General features: G+C 68.0%; 29 protein-coding genes. 7 read left to right on the top strand and 22 right to left on the bottom strand.

The genetic code is table 11. The features are described 5' to 3' along the window. Window positions 1-4: 4 nt before the first annotated feature. On the bottom strand, window positions 5-1,099 hold the full coding sequence (locus MUU56_RS13675; RefSeq protein WP_244767841.1) for a glycoside hydrolase family 25 protein: 1,095 nt from the start codon (window positions 1,097-1,099) through the stop codon (window positions 5-7). A gap of 218 nt (window positions 1,100-1,317) precedes the next feature. On the opposite strand from MUU56_RS13675, the gene MUU56_RS13670 reads away from it, so the two are divergent. The 6 genes from MUU56_RS13670 (at window position 1,318) to MUU56_RS13645 (ending at window position 7,990) form a co-directional block, all read left to right on the top strand. After that, on the top strand, window positions 1,318-1,929 hold the full coding sequence (locus MUU56_RS13670) for a BA14K family protein (protein WP_244767840.1): 612 nt from the start codon (window positions 1,318-1,320) through the stop codon (window positions 1,927-1,929). Window positions 1,930-2,112: 183 nt separating this feature from the next. Continuing rightward, complete coding sequence (locus tag MUU56_RS13665) at window positions 2,113-3,909, top strand: acyl-CoA dehydrogenase family protein (RefSeq protein ID WP_244767839.1); 1,797 nt, start codon at window positions 2,113-2,115, stop codon at window positions 3,907-3,909. 245 nt (window positions 3,910-4,154) lie between these two features. Next, the gene (locus MUU56_RS13660) at window positions 4,155-4,910 is read left to right on the top strand and encodes a crotonase/enoyl-CoA hydratase family protein (protein ID WP_244767838.1); all 756 of its coding nucleotides are present in this window, start codon (window positions 4,155-4,157) and stop codon (window positions 4,908-4,910) included. Between the two features lie 201 nt (window positions 4,911-5,111). Next, window positions 5,112-7,205 (top strand): methyl-accepting chemotaxis protein McpU, encoded by a 2,094-nt coding sequence (gene mcpU, locus MUU56_RS13655; RefSeq protein ID WP_244767837.1) that lies wholly within the window; start codon window positions 5,112-5,114, stop codon window positions 7,203-7,205. 108 nt (window positions 7,206-7,313) lie between these two features. Next, the gene (locus MUU56_RS13650; RefSeq protein ID WP_244767836.1) at window positions 7,314-7,568 is read left to right on the top strand and encodes a type II toxin-antitoxin system Phd/YefM family antitoxin; all 255 of its coding nucleotides are present in this window, start codon (window positions 7,314-7,316) and stop codon (window positions 7,566-7,568) included. Continuing rightward, a complete protein-coding gene (locus tag MUU56_RS13645; protein WP_398432141.1) occupies window positions 7,568-7,990 on the top strand; it encodes a type II toxin-antitoxin system VapC family toxin in 423 nt (140 codons plus the stop codon). Before MUU56_RS13650 ends, MUU56_RS13645 begins: the two co-directional genes overlap by 1 nt. A gap of 4 nt (window positions 7,991-7,994) precedes the next feature. Here MUU56_RS13645 and MUU56_RS13640 read toward each other — a convergent pair whose 3' ends face one another. The 15 genes from MUU56_RS13640 to MUU56_RS13570 all read right to left on the bottom strand — a co-directional run bounded on the left by MUU56_RS13640 (window position 7,995) and on the right by MUU56_RS13570 (window position 18,540). Further along, complete coding sequence (locus MUU56_RS13640) at window positions 7,995-9,245, bottom strand: class I SAM-dependent RNA methyltransferase (protein ID WP_244767835.1); 1,251 nt, start codon at window positions 9,243-9,245, stop codon at window positions 7,995-7,997. Beyond that, window positions 9,242-9,994: a TlyA family RNA methyltransferase gene (locus MUU56_RS13635; protein ID WP_244767834.1), complete on the bottom strand. Its 753-nt coding sequence runs from the start codon at window positions 9,992-9,994 to the stop codon at window positions 9,242-9,244. The genes MUU56_RS13640 and MUU56_RS13635 overlap by 4 nt, the downstream gene beginning before the upstream one ends. 42 nt (window positions 9,995-10,036) lie before the next feature. Beyond that, a complete protein-coding gene (locus MUU56_RS13630; RefSeq protein WP_244767833.1) occupies window positions 10,037-10,309 on the bottom strand; it encodes a hypothetical protein in 273 nt (90 codons plus the stop codon). Window positions 10,310-10,487: 178 nt separating this feature from the next. Beyond that, window positions 10,488-12,407: a 1-deoxy-D-xylulose-5-phosphate synthase gene (dxs, locus tag MUU56_RS13625; RefSeq protein WP_244767832.1), complete on the bottom strand. Its 1,920-nt coding sequence runs from the start codon at window positions 12,405-12,407 to the stop codon at window positions 10,488-10,490. Window positions 12,408-12,667: 260 nt separating this feature from the next. Beyond that, window positions 12,668-13,102, bottom strand: coding sequence for a DUF1801 domain-containing protein (locus tag MUU56_RS13620; RefSeq protein WP_398432139.1), 435 nt, complete (start codon window positions 13,100-13,102; stop codon window positions 12,668-12,670). Beyond that, the gene (locus tag MUU56_RS13615) at window positions 13,099-13,518 is read right to left on the bottom strand and encodes a DUF1801 domain-containing protein (protein ID WP_244767830.1); all 420 of its coding nucleotides are present in this window, start codon (window positions 13,516-13,518) and stop codon (window positions 13,099-13,101) included. The genes MUU56_RS13620 and MUU56_RS13615 overlap by 4 nt, the downstream gene beginning before the upstream one ends. Beyond that, window positions 13,515-13,733 carry a hypothetical protein gene (locus tag MUU56_RS13610; protein WP_244767829.1) on the bottom strand — a complete coding sequence of 73 codons (219 nt, stop codon included), beginning with the start codon at window positions 13,731-13,733 and terminating at the stop codon, window positions 13,515-13,517. Before MUU56_RS13610 ends, MUU56_RS13615 begins: the two co-directional genes overlap by 4 nt. A 35-nt stretch (window positions 13,734-13,768) precedes the next feature. Beyond that, a complete protein-coding gene (locus MUU56_RS13605; protein WP_244767828.1) occupies window positions 13,769-14,167 on the bottom strand; it encodes an SRPBCC family protein in 399 nt (132 codons plus the stop codon). Next, window positions 14,164-14,487: an ArsR/SmtB family transcription factor gene (locus tag MUU56_RS13600; protein ID WP_244767827.1), complete on the bottom strand. Its 324-nt coding sequence runs from the start codon at window positions 14,485-14,487 to the stop codon at window positions 14,164-14,166. The genes MUU56_RS13605 and MUU56_RS13600 overlap by 4 nt, the downstream gene beginning before the upstream one ends. A gap of 126 nt (window positions 14,488-14,613) precedes the next feature. Next, window positions 14,614-15,537: a pirin family protein gene (locus MUU56_RS13595; RefSeq protein ID WP_244767826.1), complete on the bottom strand. Its 924-nt coding sequence runs from the start codon at window positions 15,535-15,537 to the stop codon at window positions 14,614-14,616. Window positions 15,538-15,642: 105 nt separating this feature from the next. Continuing rightward, the gene (locus MUU56_RS13590) at window positions 15,643-15,996 is read right to left on the bottom strand and encodes a HepT-like ribonuclease domain-containing protein (RefSeq protein WP_244767825.1); all 354 of its coding nucleotides are present in this window, start codon (window positions 15,994-15,996) and stop codon (window positions 15,643-15,645) included. Then, window positions 15,986-16,294 carry a nucleotidyltransferase family protein gene (locus MUU56_RS13585; protein ID WP_244767824.1) on the bottom strand — a complete coding sequence of 103 codons (309 nt, stop codon included), beginning with the start codon at window positions 16,292-16,294 and terminating at the stop codon, window positions 15,986-15,988. The genes MUU56_RS13590 and MUU56_RS13585 overlap by 11 nt, the downstream gene beginning before the upstream one ends. A gap of 45 nt (window positions 16,295-16,339) precedes the next feature. Next, window positions 16,340-16,591, bottom strand: coding sequence for an exodeoxyribonuclease VII small subunit (locus tag MUU56_RS13580; RefSeq protein ID WP_133034382.1), 252 nt, complete (start codon window positions 16,589-16,591; stop codon window positions 16,340-16,342). A 2-nt stretch (window positions 16,592-16,593) separates the two neighbouring features. After that, entirely contained in the window at window positions 16,594-17,520 is a 927-nt protein-coding gene (locus tag MUU56_RS13575; protein ID WP_244767823.1) for a histone deacetylase family protein, read from the bottom strand. A gap of 69 nt (window positions 17,521-17,589) precedes the next feature. Beyond that, window positions 17,590-18,540, bottom strand: a complete 951-nt coding sequence (locus MUU56_RS13570; RefSeq protein ID WP_280531047.1) for a zinc-dependent alcohol dehydrogenase family protein — start codon at window positions 18,538-18,540, stop codon at window positions 17,590-17,592. 21 nt (window positions 18,541-18,561) lie between these two features. Here MUU56_RS13570 and MUU56_RS13565 point away from each other — a divergent pair, with 21 nt between their 5' ends. Then, window positions 18,562-18,963, top strand: coding sequence for an acyl-CoA thioesterase (locus MUU56_RS13565; protein WP_317633314.1), 402 nt, complete (start codon window positions 18,562-18,564; stop codon window positions 18,961-18,963). On the opposite strand, the gene MUU56_RS13560 is transcribed toward MUU56_RS13565, so the two are convergent. Genes MUU56_RS13560 through MUU56_RS13535 form a run of 6 tightly spaced genes read right to left on the bottom strand, consistent with a single transcriptional unit; the run spans window position 18,949 to window position 23,879 of the window. After that, window positions 18,949-19,344, bottom strand: a complete 396-nt coding sequence (locus MUU56_RS13560) for a GFA family protein (RefSeq protein WP_244767820.1) — start codon at window positions 19,342-19,344, stop codon at window positions 18,949-18,951. The genes MUU56_RS13565 and MUU56_RS13560 overlap by 15 nt on opposite strands. Window positions 19,345-19,354: 10 nt before the next feature. Beyond that, window positions 19,355-20,530 carry a thiolase family protein gene (locus MUU56_RS13555; RefSeq protein ID WP_244767819.1) on the bottom strand — a complete coding sequence of 392 codons (1,176 nt, stop codon included), beginning with the start codon at window positions 20,528-20,530 and terminating at the stop codon, window positions 19,355-19,357. Continuing rightward, window positions 20,508-21,995: a class I adenylate-forming enzyme family protein gene (locus tag MUU56_RS13550; RefSeq protein ID WP_244767818.1), complete on the bottom strand. Its 1,488-nt coding sequence runs from the start codon at window positions 21,993-21,995 to the stop codon at window positions 20,508-20,510. Before MUU56_RS13550 ends, MUU56_RS13555 begins: the two co-directional genes overlap by 23 nt. 4 nt (window positions 21,996-21,999) lie before the next feature. After that, window positions 22,000-22,563 carry a biotin transporter BioY gene (locus tag MUU56_RS13545; protein ID WP_244767817.1) on the bottom strand — a complete coding sequence of 188 codons (564 nt, stop codon included), beginning with the start codon at window positions 22,561-22,563 and terminating at the stop codon, window positions 22,000-22,002. 36 nt (window positions 22,564-22,599) lie between these two features. Beyond that, window positions 22,600-23,205, bottom strand: a complete 606-nt coding sequence (locus tag MUU56_RS13540; RefSeq protein ID WP_244767816.1) for an energy-coupling factor transporter transmembrane component T family protein — start codon at window positions 23,203-23,205, stop codon at window positions 22,600-22,602. After that, complete coding sequence (locus tag MUU56_RS13535; protein WP_244767815.1) at window positions 23,199-23,879, bottom strand: energy-coupling factor ABC transporter ATP-binding protein; 681 nt, start codon at window positions 23,877-23,879, stop codon at window positions 23,199-23,201. Before MUU56_RS13535 ends, MUU56_RS13540 begins: the two co-directional genes overlap by 7 nt. Window positions 23,880-24,006: the final 127 nt, after the last annotated feature.

The following is a 24,006-nucleotide window of genomic DNA, read 5'->3' as shown; positions in this document are numbered from 1 at the left end:
GACCTCAGAAATCCTGGTAGTTTAGCGGCGTGACCTCCACCAGGCGGCGGCCGAGCGTGATGGTCGCGGTGCCTTTTGCCATGATGCCGGCGCGCACCTCGGCCGTCACGGCGACGGGGAAAGACGCCGTCGCGCCCGAGGCGAGCGTGACGGCGCCGGCCGTCTGCGCGGCGGTGCCGGCCTCGGCTTCGGCCGTCACCGTGGCCTTGAAGGCGCCGCCTGCCGGGATGGAGGCGGTGAGCATCCCGTCGAGAGGCTCGAAGGGTTTTTCCGGCAGCAGCCCGCCAAAGGCCCAGGCCTTGCCGAGCGCCGCCTTGGTCATCGGCGCCACGTTGACGTCGATATCCGTCAGTGCGCCCTTCACCCGGTAGGGGCAGCGCCGCTTCGAGCAGTTGACGCCGGCGGAGAACTGCCAGAGCGCGTAGCTGTCCCAGTTGCCCATCGGGAAGGCATCCTCGATCCCGGGCTTGTAGCGGGCGTACCAGAGCGGCAGGCGCGAGAGGATGCGGTATGTGTCGCGGTTGAGCGCGATGTGCCGGGCGGTCGAATGGTTGGTGTAGAGCACCGGATAGCGGCCCGTGCGCGTCTTGATATGGCCGGCGAAGACCTGCGCATCCGCAAGCGACATGTAGTTGTCCGGATCGATGCCCTCGATGTCCAGCACCATCATCTCGTCGTCCTGCGGATTGGCGTAGTCGAGGAAATGATTGGCCTGGTCGACCGGATTGCCCGGCCGGGCGAGGTGATAGGCGCCCCAGAGCAGCCCTTTCGACCGGGCGAGCAGCCGGCGCGTCTGGTAGAGCTCGCGGCTCACCGCGTATTTGCGCCACATGGTCTTGCAATGCGCCACCGTGTCGCCGCCATGCTCGCCCTTGCAGCTGAAACTCTCGGGCAAGCCGTCGGAAGCCTTGGAGATGAAGCCGGCGATGCGGCTGTCGGAGAGCATTTCCGACCAGTCGATCTCGTTCAGCTCATAGGCGTCGATGACGATGGCGTTCTCGGGTTTCTTCCATGGTTCCACATAGGCCGCGCTGGCGGAGAAGGGCAGGCCCGCCAGAAGGAGAAGAGCGGCCAGGCCGGCACGATGCTTCGGGTTCATGGACGCTCCTGTTCGATTCCTTTGCCTCCGCAAGCGGCCATGGTGGACGAAGCATGGTTAACGGACGGCTAACGCGCGCAAGGCTGCGCGAAGGCGCTTCGGCAGCCATTGAATCGGAAGCGGGGAGACCGCATATGGAACGAAAGGGACTTTTGTGCGTTTCGCGTTCAAATTGCCGTTCGAGCAACAGTCGAAAGGCACCGTTAGGGAGAAGTGTCATGAGGTTTCTCAACAAATGCCTGGCCGTGGCCATGTCGGCGCTCTTCGCCGCGACGCCGGTCGTGCCGGCGGGCGCCATGCCGCTTGCCGTTCCGAAGGCCCAGCCGGTCACCACGACCGGCGGCGGCGACGTGCAGCTTGTGCGCGATGGCGAGCGTCCGTTCTGGCTGAAGCGCAACTTCCGCTTCGACGGGAATTCGCGCGACGTCCGGCGCAACTATAACCGCCTGGGAACGCGCGAGCGCAACCGCCGGATCGAGCGTGCCTGGAACGGCGACAGCGGCTGGCGTGACAATCGCCGCTACCGCTATCGCGACCGGGATGTCGGCTGGCGTGACCGGGGCGACCGCTACGGCTGGTATCGCGGCCATCGCGGCTACCGCTACCAGCGCCCGGGCTATCGCTATCATGACGGTTTCTGGTTCCCGCTCGCCGCTTTCGGCGTCGGCACCATCATCGGCGGTGCGATCGCCAACGACCGGACCTATGTCGGCGGCGGCAGCGCGCATGTGAACTGGTGCGCCAACCGCTATCGTTCCTACAGGGCCTACGACAACACGTTCCAGCCCTATAACGGGCCGCGTCGCCAGTGCATCTCGCCCTATAGCTGATGGGTGATCCCCTGCGTGCCGGATGGTCCCCCCGGCACCTGGAACGGGCTGACCGGTCATCGACCGGCCGGCCCGTTTCCGTTTGCGCCGGTCTAATCACGTTGACGTTTACGTAAAAATCAATAATCTGCCGACAACACGTCGCTCCGCCAGCCGGGCAGGGCGGCCGGGAGGAGGATAGAGATGTACAAGGCGCCGGTCGAGGAGATTGCATTCACGCTGAAGCATGTGGCGGGGCTTGCGCCCGCGCTGGAAGGCGGCCACCTCGGCGAGCTGACGGACGACCTCGTCGATGCCATCCTCTCCGAAGCCGGGCGGTTCGCCACCGAGGAGGTGGCCCCGCTCGCCGAGATCGGCGACAGGCAGGGTGCCCGCCTTGTCGATGGCGCGGTGAAGATGCCCGACGGCTGGCCGGCACTCTACAAGGCCTGGGCGGAGGGCGGCTGGAACTCGCTGACGGCCTCGCCCGAATTCGGCGGGCAGGGCCTGCCGCATATGCTGCATGTCGCCGCGCTCGAAATGTGGAACAGCGGCTCCATGGCGTTTGCGATCGGCCCGACGCTGACGATCGGCGCTATCGAGGCGCTGGCGGCGCATGGCTCGGATCACCTGAAGTCCACCTATCTGCCGAAGATGGTGTCGGGCGAATGGATGGGCTCGATGAACCTCACCGAGCCCCATGCCGGCTCGGACCTCGGCGTGATGAAGACCCGCGCCGAGCGGCGCGACGACGGCACCTATCGCCTCTTCGGCCAGAAGATCTTCATCACCTATGGCGAGCACGATTTCACCGACAACATCGTGCATCTGGTTCTCGCCCGCCTGCCGGATGCGCCGGCCGGCACGCGCGGCATCTCGCTCTTCCTCGTGCCGAAGTTCCTTGTCAATGACGATGGTTCGCTTGGGCCCCGCAACGACGCCCATTGCCATTCCATCGAGCACAAGCTCGGCATCCACGGCTCGCCCACCTGCACGATGATCTACGGCGACGGCCGCTTCGGCGACGAGCCGGGCGCCATCGGCTGGCTGGTCGGCGAGGAGAACCGGGGCCTTGCCTGCATGTTCACCATGATGAACAACGCCCGCCTTGCCGTCGGCATGCAGGGTGTGGCGATCGCGGAGGCGGCGACGCAGAAGGCGATCGCCTATGCAAAGGAGCGCACGCAGGGCAAGGCGCCCGGCTGGCACGGATCGGGACAAGGTTCGGGCCAAGGTTCGGGCATGAGCCCGATCATCGAGCATCCCGACGTCGCCCGCATGCTTCTGACCATGAAGGTGCTCACCCAGGGCGCCCGCGCCATCACCTATGCCTGCGCCCACGCCGTCGACATGAGCCACGGCGCGGAGGCGAAGCACTGGGCCGAGCGCGCGAGCCTGCTCACCCCCATCGCAAAGAGCTTCGCCACCGATGCCGGCGTCGACGTCGCCTCGCTCGGCGTGCAGGTGCATGGCGGCATGGGCTTCATCGAGGAGACGGGCGCGGCCCGCCTCTATCGCGACGCCCGCATCGCGCCGATCTACGAGGGCACCAACGGCATCCAGGCCATCGACCTCGTCACGCGCAAGCTGCCGCTTTCGGACGGCGACCATCTGCGCGGCTTCATCGCCGAACTGCGGGAGATCGCGGCAAGGGCCGGGCAGGCGAATGCGCCGGCCCTCGGCGAGACCGCATCCCGCCTCGATGCCGCCATCGCAGACCTTGAGGCGGCGAGCGAATGGCTGCTCGCCGCGCTGGCGGAAGGCCGGCAGGCCGAGGCGCTCGCCGGCGCCACGCCCTACCAGCGCCTCTTCGGCCTGGTCCTGACCGGCGCCTATCTCGCCAAGGGCGCGCTCGCCGACGGCGGCGACGGCCGCAACGGCGAACGCGCCGCGCTGTGCCGCTTCGCCGCGGAGAATATCATCGGCGAGACGGCGGCGCTGCGGGACAGGGTGGTCTCCGGTGCCGGGAGCCTGGAAGCCGCGCGCGTGGTGCTGGGATAGGAACGCTTGGGCTGCCAGCGAAGTGAGAGACTGTAGCTGCCGGATCCCCCCTCTGCCCTGCCGGGCATCTCCCCCTCAAGGGGGGAGATTGGTTGGGGCCGCCGTTTCGCCCATCTCCGGCGTTGCCGGTTGAGCGAGGTTCTCGCGTCCTGCTGACCTCCCCCATTGAGGGGGAGATGCCCGGCAGGGCAGAGGGGGGATCCGGCACCCGAGTGACAGCCATTCGATGAAGGAAACCGATACCCATGACCGACCATATCCTGATCGAGCGCCCCGAAGCGGCCCCGGGCGTCCAGGTGATCCGCCTCAACCGTGCCGACAAGAAGAACGCCATCACCCGCGCCATGTACCAGGCGATGACCGGGGCGCTGGCGGCGGGTGATGCGGACGAGACGGTGCGCGCCACCGTCTTCCTCGGCAGCGAGGGCTGCTTTTCCGCCGGCAACGACCTCAACGATTTCCTCGCCTTCGCCATGGGCGGCACGATGGGCCGCGAGGTGATCGACTTCCTCCATGCGCTTGCCGCCCATGGCAAGCCGCTCGTTTCCGGCGTTGACGGCCTGGCGATCGGCATCGGCACGACGATCCATCTGCACTGCGACCTCACCTATGCCTCGATCCGCACCGAGTTCCGCACGCCCTTCGTCGATCTGGCGCTGGTGCCCGAGGCGGCCTCCAGCCTTCTCGCCCCGCGCCTGATGGGCCACCAGCGCGCCTTCGCGCTGCTCGCCGCCGGCGAGGGCTTTTCCGCCACCGCCGCGCGGGATGCGGGCCTTGTCTACGCCGTCGTCGAACCCGCCGCGGTGGAGCGCGAGACGCTTGCCGCCGCCGCGCGCCTCGCCGCCAAGCCGCCGAAGGCGCTCGCCATCGCCCGCACCCTCATCCGCGGCGCGCGCGTGGACGTGGCGGCACGCATCGACGAGGAGGCGGGGCATTTCGCGGCGCAACTGAAAAGCCCGGAAGCTCGCGCCGCCTTCGAGGCCTTCATGGCCCGCCGCTGAGGCGCGCGGCGCCGCCGCGGCGGCTCGTAATTTGTGGTATGTTCATTTTAACAGCGCCTTAAACACGTTTTCTTATGGTACGGCATTCTCCGGCGCCTAAGGCCGGCGGCCGCATGATGCGCCCGATTTCCGCCCTCCGGCATGTCGTTCAGCATCGCGCCCGCCGGTTTTGGCAGAGGCGCCCGAAGGAACACCCTTTCCATGGCCAAGCGCTCCAATCTGATGACGCGCATCCTCGTCGTCGCGTCCCTCGTCGTCGTCGCCGCCTTCACCGGCTTCTCCCTCTATATCGACAGCCTGCAGCGCAGCGTCTTGACGAACTCCGTCGAGGAAAGCATCGACAGTTCCGGCAAGCAGGCCGCCCAGAGCATCGCCAACTGGCTGAATGCCCGCGTCTCGCTGACCGAAATGGCCGGCAACGCCGCCGGCAAGGCCGTCGAGGCGTCTGGCATCGAGGCCGTTCTGCAGAACGACGTGCTCGTCAGCCAGTTCATGACCACCTATGTCGGCGACGAGACGGGCCTCTTCACCATGTGGCCGAAATCGGAGATGCCCGAGGGCTACGATCCGCGCCAGCGCCCGTGGTATCAGGATGCCGTCAAGGCCAACGGCAGCGTCCTGACCGAGCCCTATATCGACGCCTCCACCAACGACCTGATCATCAGCGCCGCGACGCCCGTCAAGCATGACGGCAAGCTGCTCGGCGTCGCCGGCAGCGATTTTTCGCTGAAGTCGCTCGTCGACATGGTCAATTCGGTCGATCTCGGCGGCACGGGCTTCGCCTTCCTCGTCAGCAAGAACGGCCAGATCCTCGTGCACCAGGACAAGGGGCTCGTCACCAAGACACTCGCCGATGCCTTCCCGAAGGCGACGCCGGCCATCGGCGGCGGCATCGCCCACACGACCTATGCCGGCAAGCCGGTGCTGGTCTCCTTCGTGCCGGTCACCGGCCTGCCGTCGGTCGAATGGTATCTCGGCTTCACCATCGACAGCGGCATGGCCTATGCGGCGATCGACCAGTTCCGCATCGCCGCGACGATCGCCACCATCCTCGCCGTCGTCGTCATGATGGGCTTCCTCGCCACCGTGCTCTCCCGCCTCGTCGTGCGCCCGGTCAAGGACATGACCGCCGCCATGGACAAGCTCGCCTCTGGCGATGTCACCGCCGCCATTCCCGGCGAGGACCGTACCGACGAGATCGGTCGCATGGCCGCCGCCGTCGCCGTCTTCCGCGACAATGCCATCGAGCGCACCCGCCTCGAAAACGCCGCGGAAGAAGGCCGCGTGCTCTCCGAAAGCGAGCGCCGCGAGCGCGAGGCTGTCAAGGCGCGCGAAGCCGGCGAGATCCAGCACGCCGTCGAGGCGCTGGCGGACGGCCTCGGTCGCCTTGCCGACGGCGATCTCGCCCATCGCATCGAGGAACCCTTCGCCGGCCATCTCGACCGCCTGCGCACCGACTTCAACCACTCGCTCACCAGGCTGCACACGGCGATGACGACGGTCGGCCAGAACGCCCGCGCCATCGATGCCGGTGCCACCGAGATCCGCTCGGCCGCCGACGATCTCGCCCGCCGCACGGAGCAGCAGGCGGCGTCCGTCGAGGAAACCGCCGCCGCGCTGGAGGAGATCACCACGACCGTGAAGGACTCCACCCGCCGCGCCGAGGAGGTCGGTTCGCTCGTCTCGCGCACCCGCCAGGGTGCGGAGAAGTCCGGCGAGGTGGTGCGCCGCGCCGTCTCGGCCATGCAGGGCATCGAGAAGTCCTCGCACGAGATCTCCAACATCATCGGCGTCATCGACGACATCGCCTTCCAGACGAACCTCCTTGCGCTCAATGCCGGCGTGGAAGCGGCCCGCGCGGGCGAGGCCGGCAAGGGCTTTGCCGTCGTTGCGCAGGAAGTGCGCGAGCTTGCCCAGCGCTCGGCCAATGCCGCCAAGGAGATCAAGGCGCTGATCACCGCGTCCGGAGAGCAGGTCCGCTCCGGCGTCTCGCTCGTCGACGAGACGGGCGCCGCGCTGGAGGCCATCGTGCGCGAGGTGCAGGAGATCAACGGTCATGTGAACGCCATCGTCACGGCCGCCCGCGAGCAGTCGACGGGCCTGCAGGAGATCAACACCGCCGTCAACACGATGGACCAGGGCACGCAGCAGAACGCCGCCATGGTGGAGGAACAGACCGCCGCCAGCCATGGCCTCGCCGCCGAGGCGGGCGCCCTCAACGCCCTGCTCGCCCAGTTCAAGCTCGGCGCGGGCGGCGCTGGTTACGCCGCGACGCCGGCACGCCGCGCGGCATAAGGCCTCCAGGCGGCATGATCCAACGCCGGCCTTCCTCGGAGGCCGGCGTTGTCATGAGCGGAGTATTGTTCTAATGTGTCAACAAATATCCGTTGAGGAGGTGCCGCCATGACGATCACCACCCTATCGAGCCGCGAATTCCAGCAGAATGCCAACAAGGCGCAGAAGGCTGCGAAAGACGGCCCCGTCTTCATCACCAACCGGGGGCGGACGGCCCATGTCCTTCTCAGCTATGAAGAATACCGCCAGCTTACCGGCGGCCGTCGAAGCCTTGTCGAGGCGCTTTCCATGCCCGGTCTTGGCGAGACGGAGCTGGACATTCCCCGCACCGGGGCACTGCCGCGTCCGGCCGACTTTTCCTGATGTTCCTGCTCGACACGAATGTCCTTTCCGAATCGCGCAAGATGGGCGCCGGAAAAGCGGACGAGAATGTCGTCGCCTGGCTCGCGGCCCGTGACGCGGCGGCCTGCTTTGTCTCAGCCGTCACGCTGATGGAGCTGGATCTCGGAATCCTGCTGATGGAGCGGCGTGATCCGGTGCAGGGCGCACGCCTGCGTACCTGGATGGAGAAATATGTGCTCCCGGAGTTCTCCGATCGCATCGTGCCCGTCGACAGGAGCGTCGCGCTTGCCTGCGCGCGCCTGCATGTGCCCGACCCACGACCGGAGCGGGATGCCTTCATTGCGGCGAGCGCGCTCGTCCATGGCATGACGCTCGTCACCCGCAATGTTCAGGATTTTGCACCGATGGGTGTCGCGCTGATAAATCCCTGGGAGCCTATCTGAACGCCTACTTCTCCAGCACCGCCACCGCTTCCACATGCGCCGACCACAGGAACTGGTCGATCGGTGTCACGAGGCGGATGCGATAGCCGGCGGCTGTGAGGATGGCGAGGTCGCGGGCAAGGCTCACGGGATTGCACGAGACGGCGACGATGGTCTTGACGCCGGAGCGGGCGAGTTCCCGGCACTGGTCCTCCGCGCCGGCGCGCGGCGGATCGAAGACCACGGCGTCGAACACCTTCAGCTCGGAGGCCATCAGCGGGCGGCGGAAGAGGTCGCGCCGCTCCACCGTCACCGGCTTCAGGCCTTGCGTGTTGCGCGCGGCCTGGTCGAGCGCCTTCAGCGCCTTCTCCTCGCCCTCCACCGCATGCACCTTGGCCTGCCGCGCGATGCGCAGCGCGAAGGTGCCGGAGCCGGCGAAGAGATCGGCGACGCGCCTGGCCTTGCCGAGCGCCGCCAGCACCAGGTCCGCCATGGCGTCCTCGGCCGGCTTCGTCGCCTGGGTGAAGCCGCCGGCGGGCGGGAAGACGCGCACGCCGGAAAAATCGATCACCGGCTTCTGCGGCTCGATGAGGACCTCTCCGTCGCTCGAAACGCGGGCGATGCCGCGCAGCGAGAGGATGCATTCGGTGACGGCGCGCCGCTCCTTGTCGCCCACCTTCTTCACGCCCTCGAAGGCAAGGTCGAGGCCGGAGAGCGTTTCGAGCACGGTGACGCGGAAGGGCTCGGCCGAGGTGGCGATGGCGGCGGCCACCCGGCGGATCGCTGCCAGCATGGAGACGATGCCGTCGCTCGAGATCGGACAGTGCTCAATGGAGACGATGTGGTGGCTGCCGGCCTGGTTGAAGCCGAGCAGCATCTCCTTTTCCGTCCGGCGGACGGTGAAGACGACGCGGCGGCGTTCGCCCGGCCGGGCGATGACGAGCGGGGCGACCTCGGGCGCAAGGCCCTTGGCCTTCAGCGCGTTGACGACGAGGCTCCGCTTGAAGTCGTGGTAGAGTGCATCGGAAGCGTGCTGCAGCGTGCAGCCGCCGCAGGTGCCGTTCCTGCCGTCCGGGCCGAAATGCACGCAGGGCGGCTCCACCCGTTCCGGCGAGACCACCGACATGGACATCACCGTGCCGTGGTTCTTCACCCGCGCGACGGCGGCCGTTTCGCCGGGCAGGGTGAAGGGCACGTAGACCGGGCCGCCGGCCGCCTCCGCGATGCCGTCGCCGCCGCTGCCGAGCCGCGCGATGGTGAGCGTTTCCGTCGTCATGGCTTTCGGCCTCCCAGAAGAAATTCGTGATTGCCGTCGCCGCCGGTGATCGGCGAGGGGATGAGGCCGAGGCTCTGCCAGCCCATGTCCTCGACGAGCCAGCGTTCCAGTTCCGCCGCGACCGCCGGCGCGCTCTCCGGGTCCTTCAGCAGCCCCGCCTTGCTGATCGCCTCGCGCCCCGCCTCGAATTGCGGCTTGACGAGCAGGGCGCAGAAGGCGCCGGGCCGTGCCAGCGCCAGGGCCGGGGGCAGCGCCAGTTTCAGCGAGATGAAGGAGACGTCGGAGACGACGGCGCCGATGGCGCGGCCGTCGAGATGGTCCGCATCGAGCACGCGGGCGTTGAGGCCCTCGTGGCTGGTGACGCGGGCGTCCGCCGCCAGCCTTGGGTGAAGCTGGCCGTGTCCCACATCGACCGCGACGACATGGCTGGCGCCGCGCTCCAGCAGGATCTCCGTGAAGCCGCCGGTGGAGGCGCCGATGTCGAGACAGTCGAGGCCTGCGGGATCGAGCCCGAAGGCGTCGAGCGCGGCCTTCAGCTTCAGCGCCGCGCGCGAGACATAGGCCTGCGCGGGATCGTCGATCTCGATGGTGGCAGAGGCGGGAAAGGCCGAGCTCGGCTTTGTGACGACGCGGCCGTCGACGCGGACGGTGCCGCGCGAGATGGCATCACGCGCCCGCGAGCGGCTGGCGACGAGACCGGCGTTCAAGAGAAGCTGGTCGAGGCGGATGGTTTCTGTGGGTTGGGACATTGCCTCTCATGACGCCTCGCAGGCCAAGAGGCAAGTCCCGCCTCACAGCCAGATGATGCGGCCGGGGAAATATCGGTGCGATTCAAGGTCGACAAGCGCGGCAATGCCGCGTGGCGCCTGCACCGGCCGTGCCGCACGCACGAAGATGGGCGCGCTGTGGATCCCGTGCGCCGGGCGGATATCCGGCAGCCGCTTCTGCAGCATCGCGATGGCGGCGGCCTCGATGGCCGGGTCGTGCGACGGCCGTTCTCCGGCCGCCGCGATGGAGGCATGGCAAAGCGTGGCGGCAAGGGCCGCAAGCAGCGCGTGACGCATGGTGAAAATCCGTGTCCGGTTCTTCTCTTTGGCGTGAAACCTAGCAGCCGGAGGTTTCAGAACGGCCAAGGGATGTGGTTACAGGGTTGCAAATCCGGATGGTTGAGAAACCGTGACGGAACATGCCTGCCTGCCGGAAGGCAATGCCCGGCAGGCAAGGAAGGGACGGGTGTTCAGGTCACCCGGCCACGCCGACGCCAACGGCCTTCTGGCCGAGCGCCTGGAACACGGTGGAGATGATGCCGGCGCGGTCGAGGCCGGCCTTGGCATACATCGCCTCGGGCTTGGCCTGTTCCATCCAGATGTCCGGCAGCACCATCGGGCGCACCTTCAGGCCGTGGTCGAGCAGGCCCTCCAGCGCCAGGAACTGCAGCACATGGCTGCCGAAACCGCCGATGGCGCCTTCCTCGATGGTGATCAGCACCTCGTGGTGGCGGGCGAGCTGGCGGATGAGGTCGTGGTCGAGCGGCTTGGCGAAGCGCGCATCGGCAACGGTCGTAGAAAGGCCGGCGGCATCGAGGTCTTCTGCGGCCAGCAGACAGTCGGCCAGCCGCGTGCCGAAGGAGAGGAGGGCCACCTTGGAGCCCTGCTTGACGACGCGGCCCCTGCCGATCGCAAGGATCTCCCCGCGTGCCGGCATGTCGACGCCGACGCCTTCGCCGCGCGGATAGCGGAAGGAGATCGGACCGTCGTCATAGGCGCTGGCGGTGCGCACCATGTGTTTCAGCTCCGCCTCGTCGGCGGCGGCCATCACCACGAAGCCGGGCAGGGTGGCGAGGTAGGTCGTGTCGAACGAGCCGGCATGGGTCGGCCCGTCGGCGCCGACGAAGCCGGCGCGGTCGATCGGGAAACGCACCGGCAGGCCCTGGATGGCGACGTCGTGCACGACCTGGTCATAGCCGCGCTGCAGGAAGGTGGAATAGAGCGCGCAGAACGGCTTGTAGCCTTCGGAGGCAAGGCCGGCGGCGAAGGTCACGGCATGCTGCTCGGCAATGCCGACATCGAAGGTGCGGGCCGGATAGGCCTTGGCGAACTTGTCGAGCCCGGTGCCGGAGGGCATGGCGGCGGTGATGGCGAGGATCTTCTCGTCGAAGCCCGCCTCCTGCACCAGCGCCTCGGCGAAGACGGAGGTATACGCGGGCGCGTTCGGCTTGGCCTTCGCCTGCGCGCCGGTGATGACGTCGAAGGTGTTGACGCCGTGATACTTGTCGGCGGCCGCTTCCGCCGGCGGATAGCCCTTGCCCTTCTGGGTGACGACGTGGATGAGCACCGGCCCCCTGGAATTGTCGCGCACATTGCGCAGCACGGGCAGGAGGTGCTCGAAGGAATGGCCGTCGATCGGGCCGATATGGTAGAAACCCAGTTCCTCGAACAGCGTGCCGCCGGTGACGTAGCCGCGCGCATGCTCGACGGCGCGGGTAATCGCCCGGTCGACCGTCTTGCCGAGATAGGCCGTCAGTTTCTTGCCGAGTTCGCGAAAGCCCATATAGGTGCGGCCGGAGGCGAGGCGCGCGAGATAGGCGCTCATCGCGCCCGTCGGCGGGGCGATCGACATGTCGTTGTCGTTGAGGATGACGATGAGGCGCGCATCGAGCGCGCCGGCATTGTTCAGCGCCTCATAGGCCATGCCGGCCGACATCGCGCCGTCGCCGATGACGGCGATGACGTTGCGGTGCTCGCCGGAAAGATCGGCCGCCACCGCCATGCCGAGGCCGGCGGAGATCGAGGTCGAGGAATGGGCGGCGCCGAAGGGATCGTATTCGCTTTCCGCCCGGCGGGTGAAGCCGGACAGGCCGTCCTCCTGGCGCAGCGTGCGGATGCGCTCGCGCCGGCCGGTCAGGATTTTGTGCGGATAGCACTGGTGGCCGACGTCGAAGATCAGCCGGTCCTTGGGCGTGTCGAAGACCTTGTGGATGGCGATGGTCAGTTCCACCACGCCGAGGCCCGCGCCCAGATGCCCGCCGGTGCGCGAGACGGCATCGACCATCTCGGCGCGCAGTTCGCTGGCCAGCTGCGGCAGGTCGCGATCGTCCACGGCCTTCAGGTCCGCGGGAATGTGGACCTTGTCGAGCAGGGGGGTGGCGGGTGCTTGTGTCACTCTCATGCCTCGTGTTCTCGCCCGCGTGCCCTGGTTCCGTTGGGGAACCCGGCCCGGACATGCGGTCTCATGCCGCGCTCACCTGTCACATGCAGAATGCGGCGCGCGATTTCAACCGTTTCAGCAAGTCTAGAGCGTATTTCGCCGGATTGATACCGCGCAATCCGACGCATTCCCGCGTTCTCCCGGGCAATTGGGGCATTTTGCGGACGTAAGGCCCCTACACTCACGTTGTCGTGATTTCCGGACGCGGAAGTTCCCTATGCCTTCTTCGAACGCGACTTGGCGCGCGCGGCTCCATTCAGCGCCACCGCGGCGCGGATCAGCGCCTTGAAGGCGGCCTCGTGGATGACGTCGCCCTCGCGGAAATCGATGGCGCGGCGGGTGTTGCCGTCCAGGCTGGAATTGAAGAGGCCCGCCGGATCCTCCAGGGAAGCGCCCCTGGCGAAGGTCAGCTTCACGACGGCCTTGTAGGTCTCCCCGGTGCAGACGATGCCGTCATGCTCCCAGACCGGCACGCCGCGCCACTTCCATGCCTCGACGATATCGGGGTCGGCCGCCTTCACGAGCGCGCGCAGCCGGGCGAGCGTCTCGCCCCGCCAGTCTGCAAGCTCGGCAATACGCGCGTCGATCAACGCGGAAGGGGTGGCCGTTTTGCTTTCCATCTTGTCCATCGTCCTCGTGCCCTTCGTCACATGCGCTCGCCCGGAAGCCGGCTCGCCTGCCGGATCCACTCGGCAAGCGGCGTCTTGTCGAGGTCGTCGCCGTCATGGATGTGGAAATAGCGCGTTTCCGGGGTTTTCGAGGCGACCGGCGGGACGGGATCGAGCGACGTGCCGCGGAAGAAGGTGAGCTTGATGTATTTCGCAAAGCAGTGGTAGCTGAGAAACCAGCCGTCGCCCTCGATGCCGTAGAACGGCGAGTTCCACTTCACCGCCTTGTGGACATCAGGCACCGTCTTGACGATCAGCGCGTCGAGCTTGCGGCCGACATCGCTCTTCCACCCTGGCATGGCCGCGATATAGGCCTGGATCGGGCCGTCGCCATAACCCTTGGCGATCTGCGGATTGCCGCCCGAAAGGAGCTTCGGTTCGTCCGGTGCCTTGGTCATCGCAGGCCCCCCGGGCTGCGCCGCCGCGCCAGATAGGGCAGGGCGAAGAGATAGAGCCCGCTTGCCAGCAGCAGGATGAGCGGGAAGAGCGCGAGAAGGCCGATCCACAGGGCCGGGTTCTCCTGCGTCATGGCCGCGATGTTGATCAGCACCGCGACGGTGAAGACGATCGAGAGCCAGCGGTGTATCTGCCGGATCCGCATGTTCCAGTTCATTGTTGCCTCCTCAAGCGACAAGAGAGCCCGGCGATTCAGTCCAGATTGTCCAGGACGCGGTCGAGATTGTCGAGGAACCGCGGCCAGCCGGCCTGCGCGCCCTGGAAATAGCGCGGCTGGTCCGGCTTGAAGCCGGTCTGTTCCATGCGCAGCGTCGTGCCCGCGCCGACGGGCGTCAGCGTCCAGGTGACGATGCTCTTCAGGCGCGAATCGCCCCATGTATAGGAAAGGCTGCGGTGCGGCTCGACCTCCAGCACCTCGCAGTTCACCGAGCCCCACTCCGCCCGGAAATCGAAGCGATGGCCGACACTGGCCGCAAAGTCGGTCTCCATCAGCCATTCGGCGATGAGATGGGGTTGGGTCAAAGCGCGCCAGATCTTTTCCGGCGGATGGGGGATGTGCCGTTCCATGACGACGGAAAGGGTTTCTGTCATTGATCCATTCTCTTCAGGAGGTCTTCCAGGCGATCGAACCGGCTCTGCCAGAAGCCGGCCATCTGGCTCGTCCAGTCGACGAGCGGGGCGAGGGCATCGAGTTGCGCGCTGTAATGCGTCTGCCGGCCCTCGTGCCGGTCGCGCACCAGGCCCGCCTGCTTGAGCAGGGCGAGATGCCTGGAGACGACCGGCTGGGAGACGCCGGCCTGCGCCGTCAGCGCCCCCACCGTCTTCTCCCCCTCGCGGCACAGCCGCTCGAAAAGCGCCCGGCGGGTGGGATCCGCAAGCGTGCGGAAGAGCGCATCATGTGCTTCGGCCACGTCGATCCATACCTTGATAGCTATGGATTTTCTATAGCCGGTTGACTATGAATAAGTCAAGAAGGCAAAGAGAGGCGAAAAGGTCCGGCTCCGCTTTCCTGAAATATATGCTTATCTGTCTATATATCAGCCGGCCGGCAGCGGTACGAATTCCTCTTCGTCGCCGGGCACGATGTCGAAGCGGCCGCTGCGCCACTCCTCCTTGGCCTGTTCGATGCGTTCCTTCGAGGAGGAGACGAAGTTCCACCAGATATGGCGCCTGGAGCCGAGCGGCGCGCCGCCGAACAGCATGATATGACAGCCCTCCGGCCCGGCCTTCAGCGTGATCGCGTCGCCGGGGCGGAAGACAAGCAGCTGGTCGGGCGCAAAGACGTCGCCGGCGACGTCGAGCGTGCCCGACAGCACGTAGACCGCCCGCTCCTCCCAGTCCGCCGCAAGCGGCGCGGAAGCGCCGGGCGCCAGTGTCAGGTCGGCGTAGAGCGTCTGCGTCGGCACGCCGACCGGCGAGGCATAGCCCTCGTAGGAGCCGATGATGGTGCGCCCGGTGATGCCGCCCGCCGAGAAGGCCGGAAGCTCCGCCTTGGTCGTGTGGGCGAAGACGGGTGCCATCTCCTCGTGGCTGTCGGGCAGCGCCAGCCAGGTCTGCAGGCCGGAGATCGACTGCGGCCGGCCGCGCAGGTTCTCCGGCGAGCGCTCCGAATGCACGATGCCGCGGCCCGCCGTCATCAGGTTCACGTCGCCGGGGGCGATGACCATCTCGGTGCCGAGGCTGTCGCGGTGCTTGATCTCGCCGTCGAAGAGATAGGTGACGGTGGACAGCCCGATATGCGGATGCGGCTTGACGTCGATGGCCTCGCCGGCGCGCAGCAGCGCCGGCCCCATGCGGTCGAAGAAGATGAACGGCCCGACGAGCCGGCGCTTGGCCGTCGGCAGCGCCCGCCGCACCTCCAGCCCGCCGATATCGCTCGTGCGCGGAATGATCAGATGCTCCAGCGCATCGCACGCCGCCGCATCGCCGGCCTCCGGGTCCTTTCCGGGAAAGAAGCTCATTGCGCCCTCCTGTCGTTGCTTCGTTCGCGGATGCTAGCGGGCGGGCAGGGGCATGGATAGGGCAGCGGGCGTTGACGGTGTGTCGCCGGGTTCGGCCACTGCCTCTCAGGTGTCGTCGGGAAGCTGCGCAGCAGCACGCTCGGCGTCGATGATCAATGTGGGCAGGCGTTCGGTCACGATCGACCAGACGATTTCCTCATCGACATTGTCATAGGCGTGGCGAAGGATATTGCCGAGATCGCGGATTTGCCGCCATGGATGGTTTGGAAGCAGTGTTTCGGCGGTTCCACCGAGCTTGCTGGCCGCCTCAGATATCCGCTCCAGGCACCGTTCCACCGCATCGCGGACCAGATTGTTGCGTGCGAAAGCCTCTCGGTCCATGCCGGTGGTATAGGTGAGGATACTCGCCGCATTCTCGACGATGTCCTGCAGACGGGTCTTCGGCCGCTCAGTAGGCAACGACGCGCTCCCGCTCGACATTCTGCCGGAGTCTTTCTCTCTGGATCGGTTCTGGAAGCACGTCCACCGGCCGCCCGGTGAGGTTTTCTATCATCTCCTTGAGATCGACAAGGGCGCCAAAGTAACCGAAGCCGGACTGCCGGACCGGCTCCGAAAGCTTGACCAGAACGTCGATGTCGGAGCTGGCGGTGGCAGTTCCGCGCGCCACCGAGCCGAACAGCGAGATATGCTCCGCCCCCGCCGCCTCAAGTTCGGCGCGGTGTTCCAGAAGCTTCGCGATGATCTCGTCCCTGGTCATGGGAAAAATTCTACCACGACGCGAGAAGGGCGTCGAGTTGGGGGCTTATGCCCCGTCGAGCGGCTCGGTGCCCTGCGGCTTGCCGGCGCGGTCGAGGCGGATCTTCTCGATGCGGTTCTCGGCGGCCGAGAGCAGCGTCTCGCAATGCTTCTTCAGCGCCTCGCCGCGCTCGTAGATCTCGATGGAGCGGTCGAGCGGCACGTCGCCGCGCTCGAGGGCGGCGACGATCTTCTCCAGCTCCTCCACGGCCTGTTCGAAGGAGAGGGCGGAGACGTCAGGGGCGGCGGCGTTTGTCATGGTCAGCCTCTCATCAGGCGAAGGATATGGGTGGCGGCGGATTCGGCGAGGCCGGTGAGGTCGTAGCCGCCTTCCAGCAGGCTGACCACCCGGTTGTTCGCCGATTTTTCGGAAAGCTCCATCAGCTTGGCGGTCGCCCAGTCGAAGTCGTCGGCGACGAGGTTGATCTGCGCCAGCGGATCGCGGTGATGGGCGTCGAAGCCGGCGGATATGATGATCACGTCCGGCCGGAAATCGGCGACGCGCGGCAGGACGCGCGAGCGGAAGGCGTCGCGGAAATGGTCGCTGCCGTCGTTCATCGAGAGCGGCGCGTTGACGATGTTGCCGGCGCCCGTCTCGTCCTTCGCGCCGCTGCCGGGATAGAGCGGCATCTGGTGCGTCGAGCAGAACAGCACCGACGGGTCGTCGTAGAAGATGTCCTGCGTGCCGTTGCCGTGGTGCACGTCCCAGTCGACGATGGCGACGCGCTCGGCGCCGTGCGCCTTCTGGGCATGGCGGGCGGCGATGGCGGCATTGTTGAAGAAACAGAAGCCCATCGCCCTGTCGCGCTCGGCATGGTGGCCGGGCGGGCGGGCGGCGACGAAGGCATTGTCCGCCTTGCCGGTGAAGACGGCGTCGATCGCGGCGATGGCGCCGCCGATGCCGGTCAGCGCCGCCTGCAGCGTCGCGGGGCTCGCATAGGTGTCGGCCTCGACCTGGTTGATGTCCTCCTCCGGCATGGCGGACATGACGGCGGTGAGGTGGCGCTCGGGATGGGCGAGCAGCACGACGTCCTCGTTCGCCTGCGGCGCCTTCTCGCGAACGAGCGGCGAAAAGCGCTCGTGCTCCAGCGCGAGGTTGATCGCCCGGATGCGGTCCGACCGCTCCGGGTGGCCCTCCGGCGTATGGTGCTCGAGGAAGATCGGGTTCTCGAAGAGACACGTCGTCATGGCCGGAAGCTACCCATTGCGGTTCACGAGGTCCACGGGAAATGGGCCGTGTCCACGGCTTTTCAACCGTCAGGGAGCGAGAAGCAGCTTTCCGGTGCGCGCGGGATCGTCCTGCCGGGCGAGGGCTGCGGGAAGGTCGGAAAGGGGAAAGACGCCGTCGACGGCCGAGCCGAGGACGCCGGCGCGGATGCCCGCAAAGCTGCGCGCGAAGGCTGCCTCGATCGCCGCGCGCGGCGCCGAATGCACCCAGTTGCGCAGCCAGAGGAAGGAGAAGGCCACCGTCTCGCGCCGGCTCGCCACCAGCGCGGCATCGAGCTGCGCCCCGCTCAGCGCGCCGTACTGGATGAAGGCGCCGCCGCCGCGGATCTGCCGGAACAGCGCATTGCCGGGTTCCCCGCCGACCGCGTCGAGCACCGCGTCGAGCGGCGGGGCGGCATGGGGAACGATCTCGCCGGCAAATGTCTCCGCCAGCCGCGCCGCGCTCGCCGCGCTGCGCACGAGGGCGACGGGCCGGAAGCCGGCCTCGGCCAGCAGCACCAGCAGCATGCCCCCGATGGCGGAGGCCGCGGCCGTGACGCCGACGCGCTGGCCCCCTGCCGCGCCGAAATGCGTCCTGGCGGCCTCGACCAGCCGGAAGGCGGTGAGCGGGTTCACATAGGCCATGGCGGCGGCCTCGTCGGAGAGGTCGTCCGGCACGGCGAAGCACCAGTCGGCCGGGCGGAGAAGAAAGGACTGCCACAGTCCGCTCGCGCCGATCGGCAGCACGCGCTGGCCGAGGGAAAGCCCGCTGACGCCCTCGCCGAGCGCGGCGATCTCCCCGATGCCCTCGAAGCCGGGCACGAAGGGCAGCACCGTGCGGCTGCGATAGGCACCGGTGACGGGGATGAGGTCGGAGGGGTTGATCGCCGCGCGGCGAATGCGGATTTGCACCTCGCCGGGGCCGGGCGCGGTGCGCTCGGCTTCCTCGAGGCGGATCACTTGCCGGGGATCGCCGAACGCTCTAACAACGGCACGGAACATGGCTTTACCCCGGGGCAGGACGTGGAACAGGCGGCAGACATCACGCTCAGCGAGGTCCGGATACCCTTCCGCGATATAGACATGCACGGCCACATGCACAATGCCGCCTATTATGCCCATGCCGAGGCGGCCGTCGCCGGGCTCTGGCGGCACCGGCCGCACGGCGCGGCCGATCCGGTCTATTTCGTGCGCAAGTCCGGCTGCACCTTCCATCGCGGCCTGAAGCTCGATGACCTTGCCCGCCTGAAGGTGTCCGTCACGCGCATCGGCGCGACCTCGCTGAGCTTCGCGGTCGCGATTTCCGCAGAAGGCGCGCCGGTCGCCGACCTGGAGATCGTCTGGGTCGCCGTCGATCCGGCAAGCCGCCAGCCCGTCAACGTGCCGCAGCCGGTGCGTGACTGGCTGAAGTCATTCCTCGCCTGACGCCGTCCCGACCTGCAGCCAGCCCGGCCGGCAATCCTCGAAGGAATGATATTGCGGCGCAAGCGTCGGATCGGCCGGATCGTCGAAGCCGCCGATCAGCAGCGCCACGACCGGTTCGTCGTCGATCGCGCCGATGGAGCTGCCGCAGGCCGGGCAGAAGGCACGGCTGGAATAGTCGGAGGAGCGCCAGGTGGCAGGCCTGCCGCCGCTGCCGGTCCAGGCGAGGCGCTCGGCGGGAAACTCCACCCAGGCGGCGGTCGGCGCGCCCGTATGCCGCTGGCAGAAGCGGCAGGAGCAGGTATGCGGCTTTTCCGCCACGCCCCGCGCCTCGAAACGGATGGCGCCGCACAGGCAGCCGCCGGCATGGATCTTCTCGCCCATGGTCCCTCCCTCACAGTTTCCGGAAAAGCGTCACGATCCCCATGCCGCCGCCGACACCCATCATGGCAAGCGCCTCGGCGCCCGCTTCCGCTGCCCGCATCTGCGCGAACAGCCGCGTGACGAGGATGGCGCCGGAGGCCCCATAGGGATGGCCGAGCGCCAGCGCACCGCCCTCGCGGTTGACGGCGGCGGGATCGATGCCGAGCGCATCGAGGCTGGCGAGCACCTGGGACGCGAAGGCCTCGTTGAATTCGATGAAGGGAACGCGCGCTGCGTCAAGGCCGGGATGGCGCGCGGCGAGCTTCCGCATGGCCGGCACGGGGCCGAGGCCGAGCAGGTTCGGATCGACGCCGGCGACCGCGCTGTCGACGATTTCCAGCAGCTCGGTCAGGCCCAGTCTCTGCGCCTCGGCGAGCGACGTGACGAGCACGACGGCGGCGCCGTCGTTGACCGGGCAGGCATTGCCCGCCGTCACCGTGCCGCCGGGGCGGAAGACGGGCTTCAGCGCGGCGAGTTTCTCCAGTGCGGTGTTTTCGCGCGGGCATTCGTCGCGGGAGACGGGGCCGGCGGGCGTGTCGACCGGTACGATCTCGCCGGCAAAGCGCCCGGCCTTCTGCGCCGCCACGGCGCGGCGGTGGCTTTCGAGCGCGAAAAGGTCCTGCCGCTCCCGGCTGATGCCGGCATGGGCGGCGACGTTTTCGGCGGCGATGCCCATGTCCGGATCGCCCACCGTATCCGGTGCCATGCGGGCGCGGCGGAGCGGCTCGGGCGTGCCGCCCGCCGTCGACGGCGGGCGGAAGCGCAGATGGGCGCGGCTGGTGCTCTCGGTGCCGCCGGCAAGGTAGAAGCGCCCGGCGCCCGCCTGCACCAGCCGCGCCGCCAGCGCGATCGCCTCCAGCCCGGAGCCGCATTGCCGGTCGATAGTCATGCCGGGCACGCAAACCGGAAGGCCCGCCTCCAGCGCGGCAAGGCGCGCCAGATTGCCCGCGCTGTTGGCGGCATTGCCGAGGATCACGTCGTCGACGGCATCGGGCGGCAGTCCCGTCTCGGCAAGGATTTTCCGGATGAGCGGCACGGCGAGGCTGGCCGGCTCGATGGCCGAAAGCGTGCCGCCGATGCGGCCGACCGGCGTGCGGAAGGCCGCGGCGACGACGGGGATGCGGTCAGAGGAAACGGTCGAGCGCATCGCTTTCCTCCGCCACCCATTGCCGCACGGTCTTCGCCGCCACCTTGCCGGAGGATGTCATCGGCATGGCGCGGCACAGCCAGATGCGGCGCGGCTGCTTGTAGCGCGGCAGGAATTCCGAGAGCGCCGCCGTCAGCGCCCGGGGCGTCAGGCCCGGCCGTTCCGGCTCGATCACCGCGACGAGCTCGCTGCCGAGATCGGCATGGTCGATGCCGAAGACATGGGCGGCGCGCACGAGGCCGGTGTCGCGCAACGCCGTCTCCACCTCCGAAGGATAGATGTTGTTGCCGCCGGACAGCACCATGCCGCCGGAGCGGCCGAGCAGGTGCAGCATGCCGTCCGCCTCCAGAAAGCCGAGGTCGCCGACGGTCGCGAGCCTGCCGGAACGGGCAAGCCCAGCCCCGTCGCCCTGTCCGAGATAGCCGGTCGCGACCAGCGGGCTTTCGACGAAGACCGTGCCCGTCTCGCCCGCCGGCAGCGGCCTGCCGGCATCGTCGAGCACGGCGATCCTGACGCCCGGAAAGGCCCTGCCGACCGCCGTGGAGGAGGCGGCCTCGCCCGGCGCGGTGACGGTGACGAAACCGAGTTCGGAGGCGCCGTAATATTCGCGCAGCGCCGCCCTGGGGAAATGCGCCGCGCAGAGCGCATGGTCCGCCGCCGTCAGTTTCGCACCGGCAATGGTGATGGCCGTGACGCCGGTCACCGGGGGCTCCGCGGCGAGGCGGCGCAGCATGGTCGGCACCAGGACGAGGCGGCGGATCGTGTTCGCCCGGATCGTCGCCAGCGCCGCATCCGGATCGAAATGCGCGGCGGAATGAAAGGCACCGCCGGCAAGCAGCGTCTCGGTCATCGCATAGAGCGCAAGGCCATGGGCGAGCGGGCCGGGGGCATAGGTGCTCACCGTCCGGTCGATGCCGAAGAAGGGCGCGCCCGTGGCAAGGCTGGTCCGCCAGGAGCGCCGGTCGCGGATGATCGGCTTCGGATCGGCCGTCGTGCCCGAGGTGAAGACGATGAGGAACGGAGCGTCGGCCGCCCCTTCCGGCAGGGGCGGCGTGTCCAGCGCGGCGCTTTCGGCGATCACGTCCCGCGCATCGCCGCGCCGGCTCTCGACGACGAGGTTCGCTCCATGGGCCGTGACAAGAAGGTCGGGGTCGATTTTCCCGATCAGGCGCTGGCGCTGCGCCTCCGGCAGGTGCGGATCGATCAGCGCGGCGCAATGGGTGCCGGCCGTCGCGGCCGCGAAGGCGGCGGGAAAGAGCGCGTGGTTGCCGGTCATGATCGCGACCAGCCGGTCTTTCGGCCCGATGGCGCTGCGCCCCTGTGGGGCGAGATCGGCGAAGGCGGCGTGGAGCCGCCGGGCGGTCGCCGTGAGCGTGCCATAGGAAAGAACCCGGTCCTCCAGGTGGAAGGCCGGGTTCGCGGGGCTTTCGGCGGCGTGCCGTTCGAGGGCGCCGGAAAGCGGCATCGGCTCAGGCGCGCTGCGGCAGCAGCGGATAGCCGGCGAGCACGGCGCGGCCGGCCAGCATGGCGACGAACGCCTTGATGAGATCGCCGGGCACGAAGACCATCGAGGCGAGGGCCGTCTCGAAGAAGGCCTTGCCGCTCATATAGGCGAGCCACGGAATGCCGAAGAGGTAGACGACCGCGATGCCGCCGGCGACCGAGGCGGCGAGGAAGGCGAGGAACTGCGCCAGCTCCGGCTGGTCTTCCCGCACGAAGCGCTCGGCGATCAGGCCGCAGACATAGGCGCCGAAGAACCAGCCGACGAGATAGCCGGCCGTCGGCCCGGCAAAGACGGCAAGGCCGCCGCGCCCGCCAGACAGGACCGGCAGGCCGATCGCCACGAGCAGCAGCACGAGCAGCACGGCCGCCGCGCCGCGCCTGGCGCCGAGAATGCAGCCGGCGAGCATGACGCCGAGCGTCTGCGCGGTGATCGGCACCGGAATGAAGCCGAGCGTGAGCGGCGGCAGCAGGCCCAGCACCACGATGATCGCGGCGAAGAGGGCGACGAGGACGATGTCTCTGGTGGTCATGTCGGGTTCCCCGGTGGACAAAATAGGGTAGAATGTTTAGTGCCGCCGAAAGCCGCGCGCGTCAATCGCCATGGCGATCGTATCGGCGTCCTTCAGCGTCAGGATGATGAGCGGCACGAGGGTGGTCAATGGCCGGACCGGCAGGCCGCGCGCCCGGTGCGCATCCGCGATCTCGCCATAGCGCGCGAAGATTTCCGGCACGAAGCGGATGACGAGGCCGACCGCCAGACTCACATCGGCCGCCCGCACGAAGCCGAAGCGCTCGAGCGGCCTCAGGAGCCGGGTGATCTCGTCCATGAAGGCGGAGATGGAGGTCGTGGCGGTGACGGCGGCGGCGAGCAGGACCAGCGCGCTCAGCCGGCAAAGGACGACCAGCGCCTCGTGCAGCGAATGGAACGCATAGTTCGCGGCCGCGACGAGGAGCACCGTGAAGAGCACGAAGCGCACGCGCCGTAGGGCCTCGCGAAAGCCGATGCCGGTCGAAAGGTAGAGGAAGGCGGAAAGCCCGAGCGCCGGCACGAGGATGCGCAGGTCCGAAACGAGGAAGAGCCCGATCGCGGCGGCGAAGAGCAGGATCAGCTTGCCGCGCACGGGCATGCGGTGCAGCGGCGAATTCCCCTCGATGTCGAGCCCGTTCAGCATGCCGCGATCTCCCGGTAGGCGCGGATCGCCTCCGCCGGCCGGTCGTCGGCCGCAAGCCGGCCCTCGTGGAAGACCAGCACCCGGTCGAAACCGTCGAGCAACGCGAGATCGTGCGTGATGACGAGCACCTGTTCCGGCAGGCCCGCCACCGTGCGCTCGATGAGCGCGCGGTTCTTCAGGTCGAGCTGGTTGGTCGGCTCGTCGAGGATCAGGAGGTCCGGGCCGGTGACGAGCACGCTGGCGATCGCGCCGAGCTGCGTCTCGCCGCCGGAAAGCTCGTGCACGCGCCGCCGCGCCAGGTGGGTTATGCCGAAGCGGGCAAGCACCGCCTCCGTCCGTTCGGCGATCTCCGCCTTGCCGAGGCCGCGGTTCTTGAGGCCGAAGGCGATGTCCTCGGCAAGGATCGGCAGGATCATCTGGTGCTGCGGGTTCTGGAAGATGAACCCGGTTTTTCCGCGCGCGGCGCTCTCGTCCTTCACGGTGTCCAGCCCGTCGACCGTCACCGTGCCGCCCGTCGGCTTGACGAGGCCGTTGATCAGCCGCGCCATGGTGGTCTTGCCCGAACCGTTGAGCCCGACGACGCCGATGCGCGGTTCGCTCAGCGCAAGCGTCAGCGGATGTAGCGCGGCGCGCCCGGCATAGGTCACCGTTGCGGCGGAGAAGACGATATCCAAGAGCGGGGTCCCGTTTCGCGGATGCTGGAGGAGCTATAGGCAATTCTACCGCATGTGCGAAGAGGTTTTCCGCGCCGGCCTGTGCGATAAGCGACAATCGGGCGAAGGGCAAAACGGCCGATCCCCG

Source organism: Shinella yambaruensis (assembly GCF_022899355.1).
In the GTDB taxonomy this organism is placed as follows: Bacteria; Pseudomonadota; Alphaproteobacteria; order Rhizobiales; family Rhizobiaceae; genus Shinella; species Shinella yambaruensis.
The sequence above is the reverse complement of the archived record's forward strand: the minus strand, read 5'-3'. Positions and strand labels throughout refer to the sequence as shown.